Here is a 25237-nt window from a genome sequence, read left to right as displayed (position 1 = left end):
ACGAGTGTCTCTGATCGCTTCTGACCACTTCCGCATCGTTGTCGGCCTCGGCAAGAGCGGCATGTCCCTGGTTCGCTTCCTGGCGAACCGGGGCGTGTCGTTTGCCGTCGCCGATACGCGGGACAATCCACCGGAACTGGCCACGCTCAAGCGTGACTATCCGCACGTGGAAGTGCGTTGTGGCGAGCTGGACGTCGAATTCCTGTGCCGTGCCGACGAGCTCTACGTGAGCCCTGGCCTGGCGCTGGCGACCCCGGCCCTGCAAGCCGCTGCCGCCCGTGGCGTGAAAATGGCCGGCGACATCGAGCTGTTCGCGCGTAACGCGCGGGCGCCGATCGTGGCCATCACCGGTTCCAACGCGAAAAGCACCGTCACCACTTTGGTCGGCGAGATGGCGGCTGCGGCCGGCAAACGCGTCGCGGTGGGCGGCAACCTCGGTACGCCAGCACTGGAACTGCTCAGCGATGACGTCGAGCTGTACGTGATGGAGCTGTCGAGCTTCCAGCTGGAAACCACCGACCAGCTCAACGCTGAAGTGGCCACCGTGCTGAACATTAGCGAAGACCATATGGACCGCTACAGCGGCCTGCCGGCGTACCACCTGGCCAAGCACCGGATCTTCCGTGGCGCGAAGCAGTTCGTGGTCAATCGTCAGGATGCACTCAGTCGTCCGCTGATCGGCGAAGGCCAGCCTTGCTGGACCTTCGGCCTGAACAAACCGGATTTCAAGGCCTTCGGCCTGCGCGAAGAAGACGGCGAGAAATACCTGGCCTTCGAATTCCAGAACCTGATGCCGGTGCGCGAACTGAAAGTGCGCGGCGCGCATAACCAGGCGAACGCCCTCGCGGCGCTGGCGCTCGGCCATGCGGTCGGCTTGCCGTTCGACGCCATGCTTGATGCCCTGCGTAACTTCACCGGCCTCGAACACCGCTGCCAGTGGCTGCGTGATCTCGATGGCGTCGGTTACTACAACGATTCCAAGGCCACCAACGTCGGTGCTGCACTGGCTGCCATCGAAGGCCTGGGTGCGGATATCGACGGCAAGGTCGTGCTGATCGCCGGTGGCGACGGCAAAGGCGCCGAGTTCAACGATTTGCGTGGTCCGGTTGCGGCCAACTGCCGCGCCGTGATCCTGATGGGCCGCGACTCCGACAAGATCGGTGAGGCTATCGGTGACGCCGTGCCACTGATTCGCGCGACCTCGCTGGTCGACGCCGTTGCACAGTGCCGCGCAGTCGCCCAGCCGGGTGACGTAGTGCTGCTGTCGCCGGCCTGCGCCAGTTTCGACATGTTCAAGAATTACGAAGACCGTGGTCACCAGTTCGTCCGCGCCGTGGAGGATCTGGCATGAGCCTGCGCAATATCATCAAGCCGTACCCGTCGCCGATCATCACCGGCCGTGGCATCGACCTCGACTTCCCGATGCTCGCCGGTTGCCTGGCGCTCCTGGGCCTTGGCCTGATCATGATCGCCTCGGCCTCCACCGAAGTGGCGGCGGCGCAGTCGGGCAGCGCGCTGTACTACATGATTCGCCACCTGATCTATGTGGCGCTGGGCCTGGGTGCCTGCATCATCACCATGATGATTCCGATCGCCACTTGGCAGCGTCTGGGCTGGATGATGCTGATCGGTGCATTCGGTCTGCTGGTGATGGTGATCGTCCCCGGGATCGGCCGTGAAGTGAACGGTTCGATGCGCTGGATCGGTTTCAGCTTCTTCAACGTACAGCCGTCGGAGATCGCCAAAGTCTTCGTAGTGATTTACCTCGCCGGTTATCTGGTGCGTCGGCAGAAAGAAGTGCGCGAGAGCTGGATGGGCTTTTTCAAGCCGTTCATCGTGCTGCTGCCCATGGCGGGTCTGTTGCTGATGGAGCCGGACTTCGGTGCCACCGTGGTAATGATGGGGGCTGCGGCGGCGATGCTGTTCCTTGGCGGGGTCGGGCTGTTCCGCTTCTCGCTGATGGTGGTACTGGCAGTCGGGGCCGTGGTCTTGCTGATTCAGATGCAGCCCTACCGGATGGCGCGTCTGACTAACTTCGCCGACCCGTGGGCCGACCAGTTCGGCGCCGGTTATCAGTTGTCGCAGGCGTTGATTGCCTTCGGTCGCGGTGAGTGGCTGGGCGTTGGCCTGGGCAACAGCGTGCAGAAACAGTTCTACCTGCCTGAAGCGCACACCGACTTCGTGTTCTCGGTGCTGGCCGAAGAGCTCGGCGCCGTCGGTTCGCTGTGCACCGTCGCGCTGTTCGTCTTCGTGTGTATTCGCGGCATGTACATCGGTCTGTGGGCCGAAAAAGCCAAGCAGTTCTTCGCCGCTTATGTGGCTTACGGTCTGTCGTTCCTGTGGATCGGTCAGTTCCTGATCAACATCGGGGTGAACGTCGGTCTGCTGCCGACCAAGGGCCTGACCCTGCCGTTCCTCAGTTATGGCGGCAGTTCCCTGGTGATCTGCTGCGCCTGCCTTGGCTTGTTGCTGAGGATCGAGTGGGAGAGTCGGACCCACCTGGGCAGTGAAGAGATGGAGTTCCATGAGAGCGACTTCGCCGAGGAGCCGAACCATGGGCGCTAACGTATTGATCATGGCCGGCGGCACCGGCGGCCACGTGTTCCCGGCGCTGTCCTGTGCCCGCGAATTCCAGGCGCGCGGCTACACCGTGCATTGGCTCGGCACGCCACGCGGGATCGAAAACGAACTGGTGCCGGCTGCAGGTCTTGAACTGCATCGCATCAATGCCACCGGGTTGCGTGGCAAGGGCAAGCTGTCGCTGCTCAAGGCACCGTTCATGTTGCTCAAGTCGGTGTGGCAGGCGCGGGCGGTGATTCGCAAGCTGCGTCCAGTCTGCGTGGTCGGCTTCGGTGGTTATGTGACCGGGCCTGGCGGGATTGCCGCGAAACTGGCCGGTGTGCCGGTGATCGTTCACGAGCAGAACGCCGTGGCCGGCACCGCCAATCGGTTGCTGGTGCCGTTCGCCGCCCGGGTGTGTGAAGCGTTCCCCGACACCTTTACTCTGTCGGACTCCCGCCGTACCACCGGAAACCCGGTGCGCAGCGAGCTGTTCCTCGAAACATCGCGACCGGCTCTGGCCGGGCGCAAAGCGCGTTTGCTGATCCTCGGCGGAAGCCTGGGCGCAGAACCGTTGAACAAGTTGCTGCCTGAAGCCCTGGCGCAAGTCCCTGCCGATTTGCGTCCGGAAGTGTTTCATCAGGCCGGCAAAAACCACGATGAAGTGACTGCAGAGCGCTACCGCGCCGCCGGCGTGGATGCGCAGGTGCAGCCCTTTATCAAAGACATGGCCCAGGCCTATGGCTGGGCTGACCTGGTGGTGTGCCGCGCTGGCGCGCTGACCATCAGTGAGCTGGCTGCCGTTGGTCTGCCCTCGATGCTGGTGCCTTTGCCCCACGCGATCGACGATCACCAGACCCGCAACGCCGATTATTTGGCCCGTGAAGGCGCTGCCTTCGTGATGCCGCAAAGAACGACTGGTGCCGCGGACCTTGCCGCGCGCCTGACAGAGGTCTTGATGCAACCGCAACGACTCGAAGAAATGGCCCAAGCGGCCCGCCGTCTGGCCAAACCCGATGCCACCCGTAGCGTGGTCGATACCTGCCTGGAGGTGGCTCATGGTTGAGAATCAGAAAGCCATGCCACAACCGGAAATGCGCCGCATCCGTCGCATCCACTTCGTCGGTATCGGCGGCGTGGGCATGTGCGGGATTGCCGAAGTGTTGTTGAACCTGGGCTACGAAGTGTCCGGTTCCGATCTGAAGGCTTCGCCGGTGACCGAGCGTCTGGAATCGTTTGGTGCGCACATCTATATCGGCCACCGCGCCGAGAACGCTGCGACCGCCGACGTGCTGGTGGTCTCGAGCGCTGTGAACACCTCCAACCCGGAAGTGGCGACCGCCCTTGAGCGTCGAATCCCGGTGGTACCGCGTGCCGAGATGCTCGCCGAGCTGATGCGCTATCGCCACGGCATCGCCGTCGCCGGCACCCACGGCAAAACCACCACCACTAGCCTGATCGCTTCGGTGTTCGCCGCTGGTGGTCTGGACCCGACCTTCGTCATCGGTGGCCGTCTGAATGCCGCGGGCACCAATGCCCAGCTCGGTACCAGCCGCTACCTGATCGCTGAAGCCGACGAAAGCGATGCGAGCTTCCTGCACCTGCAACCGCTGGTGGCTGTTGTCACCAACATCGACGCCGACCACATGGCGACCTACGACGGTGACTTCAACAAACTGAAGAAAACCTTCGTTGAGTTCCTGCACAACCTGCCGTTCTACGGTTTGGCGGTGATGTGCCTGGACGATCCGGTGGTGCGTGAAATCCTGCCGCTGGTCAAACGTCCGACCGTGACCTACGGCTTCAGCGAAGACGCCGACGTGCGTGCCATCAATGTGCGTCAGCAGGGCATGCAGACCTTCTTCACCGTGCTGCGTCCTGACCGCGAGCCGCTGGATGTTTCCGTGAACATGCCGGGCAACCACAACGTGCTCAACTCGCTGGCGACCATCTGCATCGCCACCGACGAAGGCGTCAGCGACGAAGCCATCGTTCAGGGCCTGTCCGGGTTCCAGGGCGTTGGCCGACGCTTCCAGGTCTACGGCGAATTGCCGGTGGAAGGCGGCAACGTGATGCTGGTCGACGACTACGGTCACCACCCGACTGAAGTCGCGGCCGTGATCAAAGCCGTGCGCGGTGGCTGGCCGGAGCGCCGTCTGGTGATGGTCTATCAGCCGCACCGTTACAGCCGCACCCGTGACCTGTACGACGATTTCGTCAATGTACTGGCCGATGCCAACGTGCTGTTGCTGATGGAAGTCTATCCGGCGGGCGAAGAGCCGATCCCGGGCGCGGACAGCCGCAAGCTGTGCAACAGCATCCGTCAGCGCGGTCAGCTCGACCCGATCTACATCGAGCGCGGTGTCGACCTCGCGCCGCTGGTCAAACCGCTGCTGCGTGCCGGCGACATCCTGCTGTGCCAGGGTGCCGGGGATATCGGCGGTCTCGCGCCGAAGCTGTTGAAAAGTGAATTGTTCGCCGGCGCCGTGGCCGCGTCGGTCGAGGGGAAGTTGAAATGACTGCTGCCTACGCCAACCTGTTCTCCACCATCGCGCCGAAAGACTTCGGCCGTGTCGCCGTGCTGTTCGGTGGCATGAGTGCCGAGCGTGAGGTTTCGCTGAAATCCGGTAACGCTGTGCTCGACGCGCTGCAAAGCGCGGGCGTGGACGCGTTCGGGATCGACGTCGGCGAGGATTTTCTGCAGCGTCTGCTGAATGAAAAGATCGACCGCGCGTTCATCATTCTCCACGGTCGTGGCGGTGAAGACGGCTCGATGCAGGGCCTGCTCGAATGCGCCGGTATTCCTTACACCGGCAGCGGCATCCTCGCCTCGGCACTGGCGATGGACAAGCTGCGCACCAAGCAGGTCTGGCACAGCCTCGGGATTCCGACGCCGCGTCACGCCGTGCTGTGCAGCGAAGCCGATTGTATTTCCGCGGCGACGGAACTGGGCTTCCCTTTGATCGTCAAACCGGCGCATGAAGGTTCAAGTATCGGGATGGCCAAAGTGAGTTCTGCGTCCGAGTTGATCGACGCATGGAAAGCGGCCAGTACCTACGATTCGCAAGTCTTGGTTGAACAATGGATTCAAGGTCCGGAGTTCACCATCGCCACCCTGCGTGACCAGGTGTTGCCTCCTATCGCCCTGGGTACACCGCACACGTTCTACGACTACGACGCCAAGTACATCGCCAACGATACCCAGTACCGCATTCCGTGCGGGCTGGATGCCGCCAAAGAGCAAGAACTCATGGATCTCACGGCCAAGGCCTGTGAGGCGCTGGGTATTGCCGGTTGGGGCAGGGCGGACGTGATGCAGGACGCCGACGGACAGTTCTGGTTCCTGGAAGTGAACACCGCACCGGGCATGACCGATCACAGTCTGGTGCCGATGGCGGCCCGTGCTGCCGGTCTGGACTTCCAGCAACTGGTTCTGGCCATTCTGGCCGCCAGTGTTGAAGGCTCCGGTAACACAGAGGCGCGAGGTTAAGACCATGCAAGGCGCTCATCTCAGACATCAGCCACCCGCGCCCGGCCGCAAGCCGGTGCCGCGGGGTGCCAGCCGAATGGTGGCCAAAGAGCCGATGTCCGCGCGCCTGCCGAAAGCCAATTTCGGCTTTCTGAAAAGCCTGTTCTGGCCGGTGCTGCTGGTGGCGCTCGGGTTCGGTACCTACGAAGGCGCGCAGCGTTTGCTGCCGTACGCCGACCGGCCGATCACCAAGATCGCCGTGCAGGGCGACCTGAGCTACATCAGTCAGCAAGCGGTGCAGCAGCGAATCGCCCCGTACGTGGCGTCGAGCTTCTTCACCATTGATCTGGCCAGCATGCGTACCGAGCTTGAGCAGATGCCATGGATCGCCCACGCCGAAGTACGCCGGGTGTGGCCGGACCAGGTGGTGATCCGCCTCGAAGAGCAACTGCCGGTGGCCCGTTGGGGCGACGAGTCGCTGCTCAACAACCAGGGTCAGGCCTTCACGCCAAAGGAGTTGGCGAACTACGAACACCTGCCACAGCTGTTCGGCCCACAACGGGCCCAGCAGCAAGTGATGCAGCAGTATCAGGTGCTGAGCCAGATGCTCCGGCCGCTGGGCTTCTCGATCGCGCGCCTGGAACTGCGTGAACGTGGCAGCTGGTTCCTGACCACCGGTGCCGGCAGCTCCGGCCCCGGCATCGAGTTGCTGCTGGGACGCGGCAACCTGGTGGAAAAGATGCGCCGCTTCATTGCCATCTATGACAAGACGCTTAAAGACCAGATTACGAACATTGCGCGCATCGATCTGCGCTACGCCAACGGCCTCGCTGTTGGCTGGCGGGAACCAGTAGCGCCGACGACAGCCCAACCCGCTGTCGCAAAGAATTAAGAAGAGGCAGGACCCATGGCAAACGTGCAAAGCGGCAAAATGATCGTCGGTCTGGATATCGGCACCTCCAAGGTGGTGGCGCTGGTAGGCGAGGTCGCGGACGACGGCACGCTGGAAATCGTCGGTATCGGTACTCACCCGTCCCGCGGCCTGAAGAAGGGCGTGGTGGTGAACATCGAGTCCACCGTGCAATCGATCCAGCGCGCGATCGAAGAAGCCCAACTGATGGCGGGCTGCCGCATTCACTCGGCGTTCGTCGGCGTGGCCGGCAATCACATCCGCAGCCTGAACTCCCACGGCATCGTGGCGATTCGTGATCGCGAAGTGAGTTCGGCTGACCTGGAGCGCGTACTCGACGCCGCCCAGGCTGTGGCGATCCCGGCTGACCAGCGCGTGCTGCACACCCTGCCGCAGGATTACGTGATCGATAACCAGGAAGGCGTGCGCGAGCCTCTGGGCATGTCCGGCGTTCGTCTGGAAGCCAAGGTTCACGTGGTCACCTGCGCCGTCAACGCCGCCCAGAACATTGAAAAGTGCGTGCGTCGCTGCGGTCTGGAAATCGACGACATCATTCTCGAGCAACTGGCCTCGGCCTACTCGGTACTGACTGACGACGAAAAAGAGCTGGGCGTGTGCCTGGTCGACATCGGCGGCGGCACCACCGACATCGCGATCTTCACCGAAGGCGCGATCCGCCACACCGCGGTGATCCCGATTGCCGGTGATCAGGTGACCAACGACATCGCCATGGCGTTGCGCACCCCGACCCAGTACGCCGAAGAGATCAAGATCCGCTACGCCTGCGCCCTGGCCAAACTGGCCGGTGCCGGCGAAACCATCAAGGTGCCGAGCGTTGGCGACCGTCCACCGCGCGAACTGTCGCGTCAGGCCCTGGCCGAAGTGGTCGAGCCGCGTTACGACGAACTGTTCACCCTGATCCAGGCCGAACTGCGTCGCAGCGGCTACGAAGACCTGATCCCGGCGGGCATCGTCCTGACCGGCGGTACGTCGAAGATGGAAGGTGCCACCGAACTGGCCGAAGAAATCTTCCACATGCCGGTGCGCCTGGGCGTGCCGCATGGCGTGAAGGGCCTGGATGACGTGGTGCGCAACCCGATTTATTCCACTGGCGTGGGCTTGTTGATGTACGGCCTGCAGAAGCAGTCCGACGGGATCTCGTTCTCGGGCATCGGCAGCCGCGACAGCTACAGCAACGAGGAGCCACAGGCGCCGTTGCTGGACCGATTGAAGAAGTGGGTTCAAGGCAACTTCTAAAGCTTTACCGCAACACCGTTACAAAAATGCAGTAGGCGAAAAAACTAGAGAATGTAAGGAGAGGGAAAATGTTCGAACTCGTAGACAACATCCCCGCAAGCCCGGTAATCAAAGTTATCGGTGTTGGCGGTGGCGGCGGCAACGCTGTCAACCACATGGTCAAGAGCAACATCGAAGGCGTCGAATTCATCTGCGCCAACACTGATGCTCAAGCGCTGAAAAACATCGGCGCGCGCACCATCCTGCAACTGGGTACCGGCGTGACCAAAGGTCTGGGCGCTGGCGCCAACCCTGAAGTAGGTCGTCAGGCCGCTCTCGAAGACCGTGAGCGCATTGCCGAAGTCCTGCAGGGCACCAACATGGTGTTCATCACCACTGGCATGGGCGGCGGTACCGGTACCGGTGCTGCACCGATCATCGCCGAAGTGGCCAAGGAAATGGGCATCCTGACCGTTGCGGTCGTGACCCGTCCGTTCCCGTTCGAAGGCCGCAAGCGTATGCAGATCGCCGACGAAGGCATCCGCATGCTCTCCGAAAGCGTCGACTCGTTGATCACCATCCCTAACGAGAAGCTGCTGACCATCCTCGGTAAAGACGCAAGCCTCTTGTCGGCTTTCGCCAAGGCTGACGACGTACTGGCCGGTGCCGTTCGCGGTATCTCCGACATCATCAAGCGTCCGGGCATGATCAACGTCGACTTCGCCGACGTGCGTACCGTGATGAGCGAAATGGGCATGGCGATGATGGGCACTGGCTGCGCCAGCGGTCCGAACCGTGCACGTGAAGCGACCGAAGCGGCCATCCGCAACCCGCTGCTGGAAGACGTGAACCTGCAAGGCGCACGCGGCATCCTGGTGAACATCACCGCAGGTCCCGACCTGTCCCTGGGTGAGTACTCCGACGTGGGTAGCATCATCGAAGCCTTCGCTTCCGAGCACGCAATGGTCAAGGTCGGTACCGTTATCGATCCGGACATGCGCGACGAACTGCACGTCACCGTGGTTGCCACCGGTCTGGGCGCGAAAATCGAGAAGCCTGTGAAGGTCATCGACAATACCGTTCACACCTCCATGGCTGCCGCTCAGGTTCAACAACCGGCTCCTGCGCGTCAGGAAGCTCCGGCGGTGAACTACCGTGACCTGGACCGTCCGACCGTCATGCGCAACCAGGCTCAGGCCGGTGCTGCGACTGCCGCGAAGATGAACCCGCAGGACGATCTGGATTACCTGGACATCCCGGCATTCCTGCGTCGTCAGGCCGATTGATGGAATGTATCAGGGCTATGACGGTGATTGGTGTTCAGCAAAGGCTCGGTCTGCTATTATCGCCAGCCTTTGTTGATACCAGTTCGCAATTTGCGCTGAAGCGGCCCAAGCCATGATTAAACAACGCACACTGAAAAATATTATCCGTGCCACAGGTGTAGGCCTGCACTCCGGGGAGAAGGTCTACCTGACCCTCAAGCCTGCGCCTGTCGACACTGGCATTGTGTTTTGTCGCGCTGACCTCGACCCTGTGGTGCAGATTCCTGCCCGCGCGGAAAACGTCGGTGAAACCACTATGTCGACGACGCTGATCAACGGCGACGTCAAAGTGGACACGGTAGAGCACTTGCTCTCGGCCATGGCTGGCCTGGGCATCGATAACGCCTACGTCGAGCTCTCCGCGTCCGAAGTCCCGATCATGGATGGCAGCGCTGGACCGTTCGTATTCCTGATTCAATCGGCTGGCCTGGAAGAGCAGGACGCCGCCAAGAAATTCATCCGCATCCTGCGTGAAGTGACAGTGGAAGACGGCGACAAGCGCGCCACTTTCGTCCCTTTCGAAGGGTTCAAGGTGAGCTTCGAGATCGATTTCGATCACCCGGTTTTCCGGGACCGCACCCAAAGTGCAAGCGTGGATTTTTCCAGCACTTCGTTCGTAAAAGAAGTCAGCCGCGCCCGTACTTTCGGTTTCATGAGTGACATCGAGTACCTGCGCAAGCACAACCTCGCACTCGGCGGCAGCGTTGAAAACGCGATCGTGGTTGATTCCGATGGTGTACTGAACGAAGACGGCCTTCGCTACGAAGACGAATTCGTGAAGCACAAGATCCTCGATGCGATTGGTGACCTGTACCTGCTGGGTAACAGCCTGATTGGTGAGTTCAAAGGCTTCAAGTCCGGTCATGCACTGAACAACCAGCTGCTGCGCAAGTTGATTGAGCAGACAGATGCGTGGGAAGTCGTGACGTTCGAAGACGCCAGCACCGCACCAATCTCTTACATGCGCCCGGTTGCGGCAGTGTAAGTAAAAAACCTCTCTAGTTTTTTGAAGGCCATCCTCGGATGGCCTTTTTTTATGCCTGCAATTTTTGTGTTGCCTGGGCTGGCCTCTTCGCGAGCAAGCTCGCTCCCACATTTTGGAATGCATTCCCCTGTGGGAGCGGGCTTGCTCGCGAAGAGGCCAGTTCAATCGCCGCAAAAATCAGCCAGCCACTACTATCCGGTTACGCCCACCTTCCTTGGCCTGATACAGCGCCTTGTCCGCTGCAAACAACAACTGCTCCAGCGTCATCTCGCTCGCCGCCGTCCACGTCGCGATGCCAATACTCACCGTCATCGGCCGTTCGGCCCCGTCGACCAACGGCATCTGCTCGACCGCCTGGCGGATATGCTCGGCAATCTGCCGTGCGCCGCTGCTGTCGGTTTCAGCGAGGATCACCGAGAACTCTTCGCCGCCGTAACGGGCGACCAGATCCCCTGGTCGTCGTACGTTCGCCGTGATCACCTTGGCCAATTCACGCAGCGCCTGATCACCGGCCTGGTGCCCATGCCGGTCGTTGAAGGCCTTGAAGTGGTCGGCATCGATCATCATCACCGACAGCGGCTTGCCCGAACGCTGGGCGCGGAACCATTCGTGGCGCAGCGCCTGATCGAGCATCCGCCGGTTGGCCACGCCGGTCAGCGCATCGGTGGCGGCCATTTGCGCCAGTTCACGTTCGGCGCGCTGGCGCAGGCGCAGCTCACGGGCAAGCAGCCAGGTCAGCCACAGCAGCCCGGCGCACAGCACGCCGGTGGCGCCGCTGATCAACAGTGCGGTGCGGCGCCAGGTGCCAAACACCTCATCACTGGACAGCGCGACCATAACGGTCAACGGCAGATTGCCGACCCGCGAGTAAGTGTAGAGCCGTTGCTGATGATCCATGCTTGAGGTGCTGGTGAAACTGCCACTGCCATCCTTGTCGCCGAGAATCCGCACCACGTTGGGCCGGTTGCCGAAACTCTTGCCGATGGAGTCGCTTTGCAGATAAGGCTTCTGCGCCAGCAGCACGCCGTCGCTGTTGATGATGTTCAGCGTGCTGTCCTTGCCGATGTCGAGGCTGTTGAACAGTTGATCGAAGTAGTCGAGTTTCATCGACGCCACCGCCACGCCGGCGAATTCTCCAGTGTCCGAAGAAATCCGCCGACTGAAGCTGATGCGCCACTGATTGGCTTCGTCGCAATCGCAGCGGGTCTTGAATGGGCGGCTGATGAACATGCCAGTGTCACGGTTGAAGGCATGGGCGAGAAAGTAATCGCGGTCGGCGAAGTTACCCGGTTTGGGTTCGATGCGTGATGAGTCGGCGACCACATCGCCGTGCTTGTCGAGCAGCAGGATGTCGCCCTTGAAGCGCGCGGTGGTCGAGCGGTCGAACAGTGCCAGATGGCGGATCTGCGGGGTGACGTCGCGCAGGTCGTCGCGTTGAGCGGCGGCGATCAGGCCTTGCAAGGTCAGGTCGTACAGCTCGACCGTGCGCAGGACGTCGGCGTCGATCAACTGGGCGATGGTGGTGGCGCTGCGGGTGGCCGATTCCTGAGCGTTGGCGTGCTCACGAATCAGCAGAAAAGTGACGATGCACAGAATCGCGATCACGGTCAGCGAACTGCCGCAGATCAGCAGCAATTCGGGGCGTCCGGTCTTGCCCGCCAGAGGTGGGGTACGGCTCGCGATCATGATGGGGGCTGTCGGTTGGGGTAAGACTTATAAGAGTAGTTGCACAAACACTGCTGCTGAAGCCAGAAACCATTCCCAATGTGGGAGCGAGCCTGCTCGCGAAAGCGCTGTGTCATTCAACCTGGATGTCGAATGGTAGACCGCTTTCGCGAGCAAGCCCGCTCCCACAGGGTACATCTCTAAATTCAAGACCGTGGTGCAGGGGGGATCTTAGAAGACGTTGATCGGGTAGTCGACAATCACCCGGTATTCATCGGTATCCGTATCAATCGCGCCGTAACCGTTGCCACCCCGGTTGGTCGCCCATTGCAGGCGTACCGCGAGGTCTTTCGCCTGACCGCTCTGCACCACGTATTTCAGATCGAGGTCGCGTTCCCAGTGCTTGGCGTTGCGACCGTCAGCGCTGTACCACGAGGCATAGCCTTTGCTGCCCGGATCGACCTTGGTCAAGTCCACGGTGCCGCGCGAATAGGAAACCGCCGAAGTCAGGCCCGGCACACCGAGACCGGCGAAGTCGTAGGCGTACTTGAGCTTCCACGAGCGTTCGTTCGGGCCGTTGAAGTCCGAGTACTGTTGCGAGTTGTCGAGGTAAACGCTGTCGCCCTGGCTGATGTAGTCGAACGGCGTGTTGCCGTTCACGCGCTGGTACGCAGCGGTGACGCTGTGGTTGCCGATGCCGACGGTGAAATGCAGGCTGTAGGTGTTGTTGTCGATGTTACCCAGCAGCGCGTCGCCGGTGTCCTGCGTGTGATAGAAGTGCAGGCCCGGGTTGAGGCTGACCAGATCGTTCAACTGCCAGGTGTAATCCAGGTCGTAGTAGTACTGGTTCCAGATGTCCTTCAGCTCGGCGGCGTACAGATTGCTGGTCAGCCCTTCGACGCCGCTCCAGGACACGCCGGCCCAGTTCAGGTGACGGCTTTCGTCGCCCTCGGCGAGTTTGCCGTAGGACGTGCCGATGCGCTGGCGACCGCTCTGATTGTACGGCTTGGTAAAACTGGCCTGGCCACCTTCGAACATCCAGCCGTCGAAGCTGTGGTTGGTCAGGCTCACGCCACGAAAGGTCTGCGGCAGCATGCGCGAATCACCGCCGGCAATCACCGGGTTGGTGAGGAACAGGTCACCGGCCTTCAGCTCGGTATCGAACGCGCGCATCTTCAACGTGCCGCCCGCAGTCGAGAACGAGCCCGGCGCTTTGCCGTTGCCATCGCTGATCGGCAGGATGCTCGAACCATCGGTACCGCCACCGCCGTCGAGCTTCAGCCCGAGCATGGCGTGGGCATCGATGCCGAAGCCGACCGTGCCTTCGGTGTAACCCGACTGGAAAATCCCGAGAAAACCCTGGCCCCACTCGATGTTGTCGTCCGTCTGCTGCAGACGGTTGCGATTCATGTAGTAGTTGCGGGCGTTGAGGTTGAGGCTCGAGCCTTCGATGAAGCCTTGTTTGGCGGCTTCGTCGGCGTGAGCGGCGGGGGCAATCGTTGCGGCAATTGCAATGAACAGCGGGGTGAAACTGTCTGGGTAACGCACTTGCGACGGAGCTCCTTGGGTCAACTGACACTTCAATGTCTTGAGGTGCGGGATGTTTCTTGTTTTTTACAGACGAACCAAACGGCTTTCAGACCACAACGAAAAAAGGCCGCTGAAAGGCAGCGGCCTGGAAGGACGACGGTTGAACGGGAAGAGCCAAACAACCGCGTCGAGGGAAATGTTTCGCGGTGCGCGACTCAGCTGTCTTTCTCGGCCGCTTGAGCGTGGGAAGTGGCGGCTTGAGGGGCTTGCGAGGCGTCCTGCGACTTGGCCATCACTTCTGCCTGATACTGTTCGAAGGCGTGAGCGCGAGCGGCATTCTGCGCTACGAACGCTTGCGATTCTTCAGCCATCGCCATCGGCGACAGGATCAATGAGGACAAAACGAAAGCGCTGGCAATACCCATACTGTTGGACATCTTGAAAACCTTCTTGCTTGGCAAGTGCTGTTTGGTGCGGGCAAAGATAAGGTTGCCGGGCGCCGAGAAACAGCGTGATTTTCATAAATGACTGTTACAGCAGAAGCAAAGATCAACCACGGGTGAACGCCATTCCTTGTGGCGAGGGAGCTTGCTCCCGCTGGGCTGCGAAGCGGCCCTAAACCCGGCAATCACGTTCATTCAGACAAACTGCGTGTGCAGGATTTACGACTGCTGCGCAGCCGAGCGGGAGCAAGCTCCCTCGCCACAGGGATTTTGCTTTTCAGTTAGACCGGGAGGTGGATGCCGAAGGTATTCATCCCCCGATCACTGCGCACAAACACATCGCCACCGTGCATCAGCGCAATCGCCTTGACGATCGCCAGCCCCAGCCCATGGTTGTTGCCGCTGTTGCTGCGCGAGGCATCGACCCGGTAGAAGCGTTCGAACAGACGCGGCAAGTGCTCGCTGGCAATCGGCGAGCCCGGATTGGCCACGCCGATGCTGACCTGATGCTCTTCAACTTCGATGCGCACCTCGATCACCTGGCCCGGCTCGGTGTGCTGCACGGCGTTGCTCAGCAAATTGATCAGTGCCCGACGCAGATGCGCGATCTCGATGCTCACCTGCGCATCGCCACTCACGTGCACCTGCACTTGCGCATCTTCGAGGATGAAATCCAGGTACTCCAGCGTGGTCGCGACTTCATCGGCCAAAGAAGTCTCGGTCAGTTTGGTGGCCTTGCTGCCCTGGTCGGCGCTGGCCAGAAACAGCATGTCGTTGATGATCGAACGCAGGCGTTCCAGCTCTTCGAGGTTCGATTGCAGCACTTCGAAGTAATGCTCGGCGGAGCGCCCGCGGGTCAGTGCAACCTGGGTCTGGCCGATCAGGTTGGTCAGTGGCGAGCGCAGTTCGTGGGCGACGTCGGCGTTGAACGATTCCAGGCGCGAATAGGCCTGTTCGACCCGCTCCAGGGTTGAGTTGAACGAGTCGACAAACTGCTCCAGCTCCGGTGGCAACGGTGACATGCGCAGGCGTCCGGCCCGTAGTGGCGGTGCCAGGCGCTGGGCTTCGTGAGACAGTTTGATCAGCGGCTTGAGACCGATCCGCGCCACCCAGTAACCCAGCGCCGAGGCCAGCAGCACGCCGACAATGGCCAGGCTGACCAAGGCGATCAGCAGGCTGTGCTGAGTCTCGTGGAAAGTCTCGGTATCGATGCCGATCATGAAGCGCAGCGGCGGGCGTTGGTCCTTGGCGGGTAACTCGGTCAGCAGCACTTTCAGCGGATAGGGATGGTCGGGCAACTGCAGGTCATGCATGCCGGTTGGGCCTTTGGCGAAGGCGCGGATCCGCGTGTCCGGCTCGCCGTACTCGTAACCGGGATCACCGCTGACCACCCAGAAACGAATGCGCTTGTCTTCCTCGCCGAGCAGCTTGAGCTTGGCGTTGATCTTCACCCAATGCTCAGGCGTGCCATAACGATTGAGCGCCGACTCCAGTACGCTGTAACGCGCATCCAGCTCGGCTTCCGGCAGCAGACCCAAGCCTTTGTCGACCTGCTGATACAGCGCGCCGCCGATCAACAGAAACACCAGCAGCGCCACCAGCGTAAACATCCCGCTCAAACGCAGGGCGATGGAATTACTGGACACCACGGCTCTCCAGCACATAACCCATGCCACGAATGGTGTGCAGCAATTTCTCGTCGAACGGCCCGTCGAGCTTGGCGCGCAGACGCTTGATTGCGACTTCGACGACATTCGCGTCGCTGTCGAAATTGATGTCCCAGACCATCTCGGCAATCGCGGTTTTCGAGAGGATTTCACCTTGCCGGCGCGCCAGAACACTGAGCAGCGAGAACTCTTTCGCGGTCAGATCCAGCCGGGTGCCGGCGCGGGTGGCCTTGCGGCTGATCAGATCGATCCACAGGTCGGCGATGCTCACTTGCACCGGTTCATGGCCACCGCTGCGCCGGGTCAGCGCCTGCAGGCGGGCCACCAGTTCCAGAAAGGAAAACGGTTTGCCGAGGTAATCGTCGGCGCCGTCACGCAGGCCCTTGATGCGGTCTTCGACGCGCTCGCGGGCGGTGAGCATGATCACCGGGGTCTGCTTGCGTGCACGCAATGCGCGCAGCACGCCGAAGCCATCCAGGCCCGGCAGCATGACGTCGAGGACGATTACCGCGTAGTCGCTTTCCAGCGCCAGGTGCAGGCCTTCGACGCCGTCGCGGGCCAGATCCACGGTGTAACCCTGTTCCGTCAGACCGCGGTGCAGATAGTCCGCGGTTTTTTCCTCGTCTTCGATAATCAGAACGCGCATGACCCTGCCTCAGTCTGTGGTCGCCAGTGCCGTCGTGGGCATTGGTTTGGGCCTGTGGAAAAGCCGCTCAAGCCACAAGTATATGACCGGCGTAGTAAACAGCGTCAGCATCTGGCTGACCAGCAAGCCGCCCACCACCGCGATCCCCAGCGGCTGGCGCAGTTCCGCGCCGGTGCCGTAACCGAGCATCAGTGGCAGCGCGCCGAGCAGCGCGGCGAGGGTGGTCATGATGATCGGCCGGAACCGCGTCAGGCACGCTTCGAAAATCGCATCCTGCGGCGCCAGTCCGCGATTGCGCTGGGCTTCCAGGGCGAAGTCGATCATCAGAATGCCGTTCTTTTTGACGATACCGATCAGCAGCACCAGCCCGATCAACGCCATGATCGAAAAGTCCTGTCCGCAGATCCACAGCATGATCACCGCCCCGAGACCGGCCGCCGGCAGCGTCGAGATGATTGTCAGCGGATGCACGAAGCTCTCATAGAGCACGCCGAGAATGATGTACACCGCCACCAGCGCCGCGAGAATCAGCCACGGCTGACTGGCCAGCGAACTCTGGAACGCCTGCGCCGCGCCCTGGAAATTGCCGCTGATCGCGGTCGGCATGCCGATCTCGGCCTTGGCCTGATTGAGCAGGATCACGGCGTCGCCCAACGCCACGCCGGGCGCCAGGTTGAACGACAGGTTGGCGGCGGGGAACATGCCGTCATGGGCAATCGACAGCGGGCCGATGGTCGGCGCATCGAATTTGGCCAGCGCCGACAGCGGCACCATCTCGCCACTCAGCGGCGAGCGCAGATAGAAATAGTTGAGGCTTTCGGCTTTGCCGCGTTGCTTGGTGTCCAGCTCGAGAATCACGTTGTACTGGTTGACCTGGGTCTGGAACTCGTTGATCTGACGCTGACCAAAGGCGTCGTACAGCGCCTCGTCGACATCACTCGCGGTCAGGCCGAAACGCGCGGCGGCGCTGCGGTCGATGCTGATGTGAGTGATGCTGCCGCCCAGTTGCAGGTCGTTGGAAATGTCGCGGAACGCCGGGTTGCTGCGCAGTTTTTCCGTCAGACGCTGGGTCCAGGTGGCGAGGGTCGCGCCGTCATTGCTCTTGAGCACGTATTGGTACTGCGCGCGGCTCGGGCCGGAGCTGAGGTTGATGTCCTGGCCGGCGCGCAGATACAGGACGATGCCCGGGACTTTCATCAGTTGCGGACGAATGCGGTCGATGAACTGGCTGGCCGAGACGTCGCGGTCGCCGCGTTTTTTCAGGGCAATCCAGAAGCGGCCGTTGGCGATGGTCTGGTTGCTGCCGGACACACCGACCGAGTGCGAGAACGCCTGAACGGCCGGATCGGCGGCGACGATTTCGGCCATGGCCAAGTGTTTTTTCACCATGTCGCCGTAGGAAATATCCGCAGCGGCTTCGGTGGTGCCGAGGACAAACCCGGTGTCCTGCACCGGGAAGAAACCCTTGGGGATAAAGATGTAACCGGCAATCGCCAGTGCCAGCGACAGGCCGAACACGCCGATCATCAGTTTCTGGTGGGCGAGGGCGCGGCGCAGACCTTTTTCGTACCAGCCGAGCAAGCGTTCACTGAAGCCCGGTTTGTCGTGGGCGTGATGCACCGGTTTGCGCATGAACAGCGCTGCCAGCGTCGGCGCAAGGGTCAGCGACACCACTACCGAAATCAAAATGGTCGAGGTCGCCGTCAGGGCGAATTCCTTGAACAGCCGCCCGACCACGCCGCCCATGAACAGCAGCGGAATGAACGCCGCCACCAGTGAGAAACTGATCGAAACCACGGTGAAGCCGATCTCGCCGGCACCTTTGATCGCCGCCTCGCGCATGCTGTCGCCGGCCTCCAGATGCCGGTGGATGTTCTCCACCACCACAATCGCATCGTCCACGACAAACCCGACCGCGACGACGATCGCCACCAGCGTCAGGTTGTTCAGGCTGAATCCCAGCAGGTACATCAGGGCGAAACTGGCGGTCAGCGATACACCGAGCACCGCCGACACAATCATCGTCGCCGACAACTGCCGCAGGAACAGCGCCATCACCGCCACCACCAGCAGGATCGCGATCAACAGGGTGATCTCGACTTCATGCAGCGAGGCGCGAATGGTCTGGGTGCGGTCGATCAGGGTTTTTACCTGCACCGAGGCCGGGAGCATGGCTTCGAGGCCGGGCAGGGCGGCTTGAATGCGGTCGACGGTTTCGACGATGTTCGCGCCGGGCTGGCGCGAGATCACCAGGTTCACCCCGGGTTGATCACCGGCCCAGGCTTGCACGTAGGCATCTTCCGAACCGTTGACGACTTTGGCGACATCCCGCAGGTGAACCGGGGCGCCGTCCTTGTAGGAAACGATGAGTTGGCTGTAGTCCTCGGGTTTGAACAACTGGTCGTTGGTCGACAGCGTCGAGATGCTCGATTCGCCGTACAACGCACCTTTGGCGAGGTTGAGGCTGGTCTGCTGGATCGCCAGACGAATGTCGGCCAGGGTCAGGCCGATCGCCGCCAGTTTGTCGGCCGAGGCTTGCACGCGGATCGCCGGACGTTGCTGACCGGTGATGTTGATCTGGCCTACGCCGTCGATCTGACTGATCTGACGCGAGAGCAGGGTTTCCACTAGGTCGCTGAGTTCGGTGCCGGGCATTTGCGTCGAGCTGACGCTGAGGATCAGCACCGGGCTGTCGGCCGGGTTGACCTTCTTCCACGTTGGCAGCGTCGGCATGTCCTTGGGCAGTTTGCCGGCGGCGGTGTTGATCGCCGCTTGTACTTCCTGAGCGGCGGTGTCGATGCTCTTGTCTAAGGTGAATTGAAGGGTCAGCAGACTGGAGCCGAGCGCACTGCTGGAGGTCATCTGCGTCATGCCGGGGATGGCGCTGAATTGCACCTCCAACGGCGTGGCCACGGACGAAGCCATGGTGTCGGGGCTGGCGCCGGGCAACTGCGCCGAGACCTGAATTGTCGGAAATTCCGCTTCCGGCAGTGGCGCAATCGGCAGGCGCGGGAAGGCAATCACGCCGACCAGCACCAAAGCGATGGTCAACAGAATCGTCGCGACCGGGTGATCGATGCACCAGGTGGAGACGCCTTTGTGCGCCTTCATGGTTTCGGCTCCGCTTGCACCACCTGTGGCGGTTCACTCATGACCTGCACGGTCGAGCCGGGTTTGAGCCGCGACTGGCCGTCGGTCACCAGCACGTCACCGGTTTTCACGCCTTTGATGATGTCCTGCCCGCTGCCCTGATAGACCATCTGCACTTGTACGGCTTCGACTTTGTCGCCATTCACGCGGTAAACGAAGTGTTGGTCGAGACCGCGCTGTACGACGGTAGGCGGCACCACCAGCGCATTCTTATCCAGTGCCGTCTGAATTTTTACCGTCACCAGCAGGCCCGGCCAGAGCTTTTGGCTGGCATTGTCGAATTCGGCCTTGGCGCGGATGGTGCCGGTGTTGGCGTTGATCTGGTTGTCGATCAGGGTCAGGTGACCTTCGCCGAGCAGGTTGCCGGTTTCACCGTCGGTGTCGGCGCCGATGTAAGCCTTGACCTGTGCGTGCTGCGGATCGTTGATCAGGCCCTGCAGGGTCGGCAGCATTTGCTGTGGCAGCGAGAATTCCACGGCGATCGGGTCGATCTGGGTCACGGTGAACAGGCCGGCGGTGTCGGTCATGCGCAGGAAGTTGCCTTCATCGACTGTACGAATACCGACGCGGCCGGTGACCGGGGAGCGGATCTGCGTGTAAGAAAGTTGTACCTGCGCCGCGTCGATCGAGGCCTGGTTGCCTTGGGCGGTGGCTTTGAGTTGGTTGACCAGTGCTTGTTGCTGGTCGTAGGTCTGTTTCGAGATTCCGTCGTCGACGGTGAGCAGTTTGTAGCGTTTGAGGTTGACCAGGGCAACCTGCAATTGCGCCTGGCTTTCGCCCAGTTGCGCGCGGGCCTGGTCGAGGCTGGCGCGGATCGAGCGGTCGTCGATGGTGGCGAGCAGGTCGCCGGCTTTGACGAGTTGGCCTTCCTTGACGAGGATTTTGGTGAGGATGCCGTCTATTTGTGGGCGTACTACGACGCTGTGTAATGAGAGTACGGAGCCGATGCCGGTGGTGTAGCGGGGGACGTCTTTTTCGCTGACGGTGACGACGCGGACCGGGATGGCGGTTGGGGTGGCCAGTTTGGTCGGGGCGGGTTTCAGGACGTACCACAGACCTGCGCCTGCGAGGACGATCAACAGGGTGGCGAGCAGGGCTTTGTTCTTTTGGATTCGCATGCGGGGTGGGCGCCGGACGGAGTTTGGGCAGGGTTGTTGTCTTTATAAACCTGTCTGCAGGTCAGTAGGGTGACGGCTAGCTGTCAGCGCTGTCAGTTTCGCCGGGGTGTATATCCGTTTCTGCGGGTGTGGCTGATTACGGTTTCGCCCTTACGGCGAGTCACTTTTGACAAACGCCTCAAAAGTAACCAAAAACGCTTGCTCCTGCGTTCGGCCCGCTCGCTGGGGCTCGGGGTTCCTTCGCTCCGGGATTGATCCGGGCGCAGCGCCTACGGTTTGCTTCGCTGCACCTCCTCTCGCTGTGTTTGGCTGCGCCAAACGGTCGCTGCGCTCCCAACCCCGGATCAATCCCTCCGCTCAGCCTTCCGACGTCGCCCGTGGGTCAAGATCAAGATCAAGAGCGACAGCCGAGCTTGCGCTCATCCTGGAGTGGGGCGGCATGCGCCGCGTGCGGGTTGTACTTATCTTCCCTGTAGGAGCTGCCGCAGGCTGCGATCTTTTGATCTTGCTTTTGCTCTTTTGTGGGAGCTGGCTTGCCAGCGATGGCGGCCTGACAGCCGACCAATCTCTGGCAGGTGTACTCGGTACAACTGTGGGAGCGGGCTTGCTCGCGAAGAGGTCTGTCCAGTCAGCCGATTACGTTGAGCTGTTTAATTCTGTGCCAAATAACCAGAACCTTCCCACAAGGTTTTCAGGTTGTCCGTCGGAAGCGCGGTCTCTAGTCTTTGGTTGTCGCTGCAAATTCAGCGATCGGGTGTGGAAACCCGATTCAAGTAGAAACAATGCACCAGCACCGTAATCGTTGCCGACGTCTTTTTTCGTCTGCAAACTGCGTCGCGGCGGCTGTGCGTGGGCAGACTTCGGTCTGGCCGGTTGCCTACTTATCGGTTTTCCACCCCGCGCACAGTTGCCACCTTTTGTCGTGTGGAAACGACAAAGGCTGGCTCCCAAATACAAGTAGGAGCTACACCATGGATAAACTGATCCCAGACCCTCCCCCCGAAACCACAACCCCGCTCGCCGAAGCCATCCGCGCTGAAGACCTCGCCAAAAACCGCGAAGCCATAAAACGCGCGCTCGATTTCTACCTCAGTCCACAACCCGCCCAGCCGCGACAGCCAAGCACGATGTTTCTGGTCAACCCAGGCATCGACACCGAAACCCTGCTCGCCCACGCTTACGAATCGTTGGCCTCTGCCAGTGCTATGGCCAGCAATTTCGCCAATGAACTCGGCGGTCCGCAACGCAGCACGGCGTTGGCGATCCAGCAGATCGTCATGCTCGCCGAACTGGCGGTGAACCGGGCGCTGGATCGGGTTGATCCACGCACTTGATTCGTCCGAGCACCGCGTCATCGTTCATCGCGAGCAGGCCCACTCCTACAGGTTAAAAGACAGTCCACCTGTGGGAGCGAGCCTGCTCGCGAAGACGTCTGTGCGGGCGACGCACCTCTGCCGGCTATTGTTGTTAACCGGTCCCAAAAAGGGACCGATCATTCCCGATTCGGGAAACATTGCACCTACCTCTAAACCGTTCGGCGTGCGCTGCAAATCTTCAGGTGCTGTCGCAAGGCGCGCAGGTATACTGCGCGCCTTCGCGGCTCACTGTTCGGGCCCGACTTTTTTGCTTTGCGGAGCTTTTATGACTTCCCCGACCCAACCGCCGGTTGACGACGCTGTGAGCGATGTCCCGGCTGAACTGGCTGACGCCAGCGAGAGCAAACCCGAGATTCCGGCTTTCAAGTTCCCGTTCAAACCGGGTGAACTGGCGGCCGCCAAGGGTTCGAATCAGCCGTGGTACAAGAATGGCGCCAAGAACGGCCACACCAAGACCCCGGGCATGGCGCCGCCGGGCACCCGTCGCTCGATGGGCAAGCGCTGAGTTTCATCCCGCCTTCAGCCATCGACTGCGATTTTCGGTCGCAGTGATGGCTAAGTGCTCAGATCCTGAGCCAGATCAATATTTGACCAATTGGTGCGCTTAGAGTCAGCAGCCCTGCCGACTCTTCCCATAAAACGAGCGCGCTTTCCATGAAGATCAATCTCCCGGTAACCGGCCGTAACGTCGATGTGGCGCCGGACGCGAACATTCTTTCGACCACTGATCTGACCAGCGCGATCACTTACGCCAACGACGATTTCATCAGGATCAGCGGCTACAGCCGCGACGAATTGCTCGGCACGCCACACAACCTGTTGCGCCATCCGGACATGCCGGCGCAGGCGTTTGCGCATATGTGGCAGACGCTGAAGGGCGGGCGCTCGTGGATGGGGCTGGTGAAGAATCGTTGCAAGAATGGCGATCATTATTGGGTCAGCGCCTATGTCACGCCGGTTACGCAGAACGGCGTAGCGGTGGAGTATCAGTCGGTACGCACCCGGCCGGATGCACGGCAGGTGGCGGCGGCGGAGCGGGTGTACGCGCAGTTGCGTGGAGAGTTGAAGGGACGGCGGCCGCTGCCCACTTTAGGTCTGCGTGGCAGGATCACGGTGTTGGCCAGTGCGTTGCTGGGGCTGGTGTTGGGGATCGAGGCCTGGTTGCGTCCGGAGTCGGCATGGATCGATGGGCTGGCATTTGTTGTCGGCAGCAGTCTCTGCGCGTTGGGCGTGCGCTGGATCCTGCGGCCGCTGGAGCGGCTGAGCGAACGGGTGCGGCAGGTCGCGGACAATCCGTTGAGTCAGAGCATTTACACCGGGCGCCGCGATGAAATCGGCCAGATTGAATTCGCCCTGCAGATGCTCGAAGCGCAGGTCGGCGCTGTGGTCGGGCGCATCGGTGATGCATCGCAGCAGTTGGCCGGGCATGCGGCGCAACTGGTTGATCATTTGCAAAGCAGCCACAGCAGTTCGTTGGCGCAGCAAGCGGAAACCGATCAGGTGGCGGCGGCGATTCATCAGATGGCCGCCAGCGTCGCGCAAGTTGCCAGCCATGCGCAGCAGGCCTCGGTGGCGGCGGACATGGCCGGCACGGAAACCCGCGAAGGGCATTTGCTGGTCGGCGAGAGTCGCAGTGCGGTGTTGCGTCTGGCCGAGGAGTTGCGGCGGGCGACCGAGGTGATTCATCAGCTCGAAGGTCACAGCAGCGAGATTTCCGGAGTGATGGAGGTGATCCGCAGCATTGCCGAGCAGACCAATCTGCTGGCGCTCAACGCGGCGATCGAAGCGGCGCGCGCTGGTGATGCCGGGCGCGGTTTTGCAGTGGTGGCCGATGAGGTGCGCGGGTTGGCGCAACGCACGCAGCAATCGACCAACGAGATTCAGCGGATGATCAGCACCCTGCAAAACGGTGCGCGCGATGCAGTGCTGGTGATGCAGCAGAGCAGCGAGCATGTGGATAACAGCGTCGAACAGGCACAGCGCGCGGCGCGGGCGCTGGACGGGATCAGTGAGCGGGTCGAGCAGATCACCGAGATGAGCCTGCAGATTGCCGCGGCGGTGGAGCAGCAGAGTGCGGTGAGCGAGGACATCAACCGCAATATCGTCAGCATTCGCACGGCGTCGGAATTGACGGTGGATGAGGGGCGGCAGAGTCAGCGTAACTCTGAGGACGTGGCGGGGCTGGCGGGGGATTTGCGGTTGCTGGCGCGGGAGTTCTGGGGACGGCGGGTTAGGGATTGAGGTTGCCTGGGCCGGCCTCTTCGCGAGCAGGCTCGCTCCCACATTTGAAATGCTATCCATTGTGGGAGCGAGCCTGCTCGCGAAGGGGCCATTCGCCCCGACAAAAATTCCGGATCAAGCCGCTCGCAGTGAAATAAACGCATACGTCTGCGCCGGCTCAGTCACCACCTGCGCCCCGGCGGCAAGCAACTGCCCGGCCACATCATCACCGGACAAATGAAACAGCCATTCACTGGACGTTCCACTCAGCGGCTGTGCTGAAACCTGATCGATCACGGCCGCAAAAGCGTCCATCTGCGGCAAATATGCGGTAAATCCGTCGCCCTTGAGCGCCGTAGTGCGAATCCCCAGCGCCGCGCAGATTGCATCCTTGATGCGGATGTCATCGCGATCGGCCTGACGCGAACGCTGGATCAGCTCCAGCAGTTCCTGATCGACCAGCTCCCCGCCGACAATCAGCAGCGGCCCCTGTTGCCACGACTCTGGCGGGCAATCCTTGGCCGCCGGGTTGAGCGGAATGTGCGGATTGATTTCTGCCGGATAAATCCTGCACACCAACGGTCGGCGTTCGTAAATGCGGCACAGGTTTTCTTCGTCAAGATTCCGGCAGCGACCGACGTTGTACGCGGCAAAGGTGATGGCCACGTGGGCCTCGGTCGTGCCGCTGCGTACCACCAGCGAACGCCGTTCGGCGTGTTCACGCTGCTGCGCCGGCAGGCCCAGGCCGTTGCCGAGAAAGGCCTCCACCAGCACGATCACCTGACCGCCATCCGCCGCCCACATGCGGGCTTCGGCGAGGGTCAGGGGCACATGGTGGTCGGTGCAGCATTTGCCGCAACCGACGCAGGAAAATGTCGTATTCATTGCACGATCAATCTTCAATCAGAGTGTGATACGGCGACGTAAAGTCGCCAGGC

20 protein-coding genes and 1 pseudogene are annotated in these 25237 nt (G+C 61.4%); 13 read left to right on the top strand and 8 right to left on the bottom strand.

Going from position 1 to position 25237, the window contains the following annotated elements; all coding sequences use genetic code 11:
* Nucleotides 1-4 precede the first annotated feature (4 nt).
* The 9 genes from murD to lpxC all read left to right on the top strand — a co-directional run bounded on the left by murD (nucleotide 5) and on the right by lpxC (nucleotide 10484).
* Entirely contained in the window at nucleotides 5-1351 is a 1347-nt protein-coding gene (gene murD, locus ACOYXG_RS21835; RefSeq protein ID WP_460353947.1) for a UDP-N-acetylmuramoyl-L-alanine--D-glutamate ligase, read from the top strand.
* Nucleotides 1348-2565, top strand: coding sequence for a putative lipid II flippase FtsW (gene ftsW / locus ACOYXG_RS21830; RefSeq protein ID WP_003228018.1), 1218 nt, complete (start codon nucleotides 1348-1350; stop codon nucleotides 2563-2565). The genes murD and ftsW overlap by 4 nt, the downstream gene beginning before the upstream one ends.
* A complete protein-coding gene (gene murG, locus ACOYXG_RS21825; protein ID WP_414889241.1) occupies nucleotides 2555-3625 on the top strand; it encodes an undecaprenyldiphospho-muramoylpentapeptide beta-N-acetylglucosaminyltransferase in 1071 nt (356 codons plus the stop codon). Before ftsW ends, murG begins: the two co-directional genes overlap by 11 nt.
* The gene (murC, locus tag ACOYXG_RS21820; RefSeq protein ID WP_460353943.1) at nucleotides 3618-5078 is read left to right on the top strand and encodes a UDP-N-acetylmuramate--L-alanine ligase; all 1461 of its coding nucleotides are present in this window, start codon (nucleotides 3618-3620) and stop codon (nucleotides 5076-5078) included. Before murG ends, murC begins: the two co-directional genes overlap by 8 nt.
* The gene (locus tag ACOYXG_RS21815; protein ID WP_027612179.1) at nucleotides 5075-6049 is read left to right on the top strand and encodes a D-alanine--D-alanine ligase; all 975 of its coding nucleotides are present in this window, start codon (nucleotides 5075-5077) and stop codon (nucleotides 6047-6049) included. Before murC ends, ACOYXG_RS21815 begins: the two co-directional genes overlap by 4 nt.
* Before the next feature lie 4 nt (nucleotides 6050-6053).
* A complete protein-coding gene (locus tag ACOYXG_RS21810; RefSeq protein ID WP_007961636.1) occupies nucleotides 6054-6920 on the top strand; it encodes a cell division protein FtsQ/DivIB in 867 nt (288 codons plus the stop codon).
* A gap of 15 nt (nucleotides 6921-6935) precedes the next feature.
* Nucleotides 6936-8195, top strand: coding sequence for a cell division protein FtsA (gene ftsA, locus ACOYXG_RS21805; RefSeq protein ID WP_007989901.1), 1260 nt, complete (start codon nucleotides 6936-6938; stop codon nucleotides 8193-8195).
* A 68-nt stretch (nucleotides 8196-8263) separates the two neighbouring features.
* Nucleotides 8264-9460 carry a cell division protein FtsZ gene (ftsZ, locus tag ACOYXG_RS21800; RefSeq protein ID WP_007961637.1) on the top strand — a complete coding sequence of 399 codons (1197 nt, stop codon included), beginning with the start codon at nucleotides 8264-8266 and terminating at the stop codon, nucleotides 9458-9460.
* A gap of 112 nt (nucleotides 9461-9572) precedes the next feature.
* On the top strand, nucleotides 9573-10484 hold the full coding sequence (gene lpxC, locus ACOYXG_RS21795) for a UDP-3-O-acyl-N-acetylglucosamine deacetylase (RefSeq protein WP_007961638.1): 912 nt from the start codon (nucleotides 9573-9575) through the stop codon (nucleotides 10482-10484).
* A 177-nt stretch (nucleotides 10485-10661) separates the two neighbouring features.
* On the opposite strand, the gene ACOYXG_RS21790 is transcribed toward lpxC, so the two are convergent.
* From ACOYXG_RS21790 to ACOYXG_RS21760, 7 genes are all read right to left on the bottom strand, one after another.
* Nucleotides 10662-12170: a sensor domain-containing diguanylate cyclase gene (locus tag ACOYXG_RS21790; RefSeq protein WP_460353938.1), complete on the bottom strand. Its 1509-nt coding sequence runs from the start codon at nucleotides 12168-12170 to the stop codon at nucleotides 10662-10664.
* Nucleotides 12171-12380: 210 nt separating this feature from the next.
* Nucleotides 12381-13697, bottom strand: coding sequence for an OprD family porin (locus ACOYXG_RS21785; RefSeq protein ID WP_460353936.1), 1317 nt, complete (start codon nucleotides 13695-13697; stop codon nucleotides 12381-12383).
* A gap of 197 nt (nucleotides 13698-13894) precedes the next feature.
* Complete coding sequence (locus tag ACOYXG_RS21780) at nucleotides 13895-14116, bottom strand: hypothetical protein (protein WP_460353934.1); 222 nt, start codon at nucleotides 14114-14116, stop codon at nucleotides 13895-13897.
* Nucleotides 14117-14403: 287 nt separating this feature from the next.
* Entirely contained in the window at nucleotides 14404-15768 is a 1365-nt protein-coding gene (locus tag ACOYXG_RS21775) for a heavy metal sensor histidine kinase (RefSeq protein WP_460353932.1), read from the bottom strand.
* Nucleotides 15758-16435, bottom strand: a complete 678-nt coding sequence (locus ACOYXG_RS21770; RefSeq protein WP_007916978.1) for a heavy metal response regulator transcription factor — start codon at nucleotides 16433-16435, stop codon at nucleotides 15758-15760. The genes ACOYXG_RS21775 and ACOYXG_RS21770 overlap by 11 nt, the downstream gene beginning before the upstream one ends.
* A 9-nt stretch (nucleotides 16436-16444) precedes the next feature.
* Entirely contained in the window at nucleotides 16445-19546 is a 3102-nt protein-coding gene (locus tag ACOYXG_RS21765) for a multidrug efflux RND transporter permease subunit (RefSeq protein ID WP_027612174.1), read from the bottom strand.
* Entirely contained in the window at nucleotides 19543-20703 is a 1161-nt protein-coding gene (locus ACOYXG_RS21760) for an efflux RND transporter periplasmic adaptor subunit (RefSeq protein WP_460353928.1), read from the bottom strand. The genes ACOYXG_RS21765 and ACOYXG_RS21760 overlap by 4 nt, the downstream gene beginning before the upstream one ends.
* A gap of 971 nt (nucleotides 20704-21674) precedes the next feature.
* On the opposite strand from ACOYXG_RS21760, the gene ACOYXG_RS21755 reads away from it, so the two are divergent.
* The 4 genes and pseudogenes from ACOYXG_RS21755 (at nucleotide 21675) to ACOYXG_RS21740 (ending at nucleotide 24320) form a co-directional block, all read left to right on the top strand.
* Complete coding sequence (locus ACOYXG_RS21755; protein WP_460353925.1) at nucleotides 21675-22037, top strand: DUF6124 family protein; 363 nt, start codon at nucleotides 21675-21677, stop codon at nucleotides 22035-22037.
* Between the two features lie 307 nt (nucleotides 22038-22344).
* A complete protein-coding gene (locus ACOYXG_RS21750) occupies nucleotides 22345-22584 on the top strand; it encodes a hypothetical protein (RefSeq protein WP_064589103.1) in 240 nt (79 codons plus the stop codon).
* A 149-nt stretch (nucleotides 22585-22733) separates the two neighbouring features.
* Nucleotides 22734-23015, top strand: a pseudogene (locus ACOYXG_RS21745) (PAS domain-containing protein); the annotation flags it as partial.
* A 204-nt stretch (nucleotides 23016-23219) separates the two neighbouring features.
* Nucleotides 23220-24320, top strand: coding sequence for a methyl-accepting chemotaxis protein (locus tag ACOYXG_RS21740; protein WP_371917796.1), 1101 nt, complete (start codon nucleotides 23220-23222; stop codon nucleotides 24318-24320).
* Between the two features lie 114 nt (nucleotides 24321-24434).
* Here ACOYXG_RS21740 and ACOYXG_RS21735 read toward each other — a convergent pair whose 3' ends face one another.
* Nucleotides 24435-25184, bottom strand: a complete 750-nt coding sequence (locus ACOYXG_RS21735) for a YkgJ family cysteine cluster protein (RefSeq protein WP_097086194.1) — start codon at nucleotides 25182-25184, stop codon at nucleotides 24435-24437.
* Between the last annotated feature and the right edge of the window lie 53 nt (nucleotides 25185-25237).

It is taken from the genome of Pseudomonas sp. G3-39, assembly GCF_054790485.1.
The sequence above is the reverse complement of the archived record's forward strand: the minus strand, read 5'-3'. Positions and strand labels throughout refer to the sequence as shown.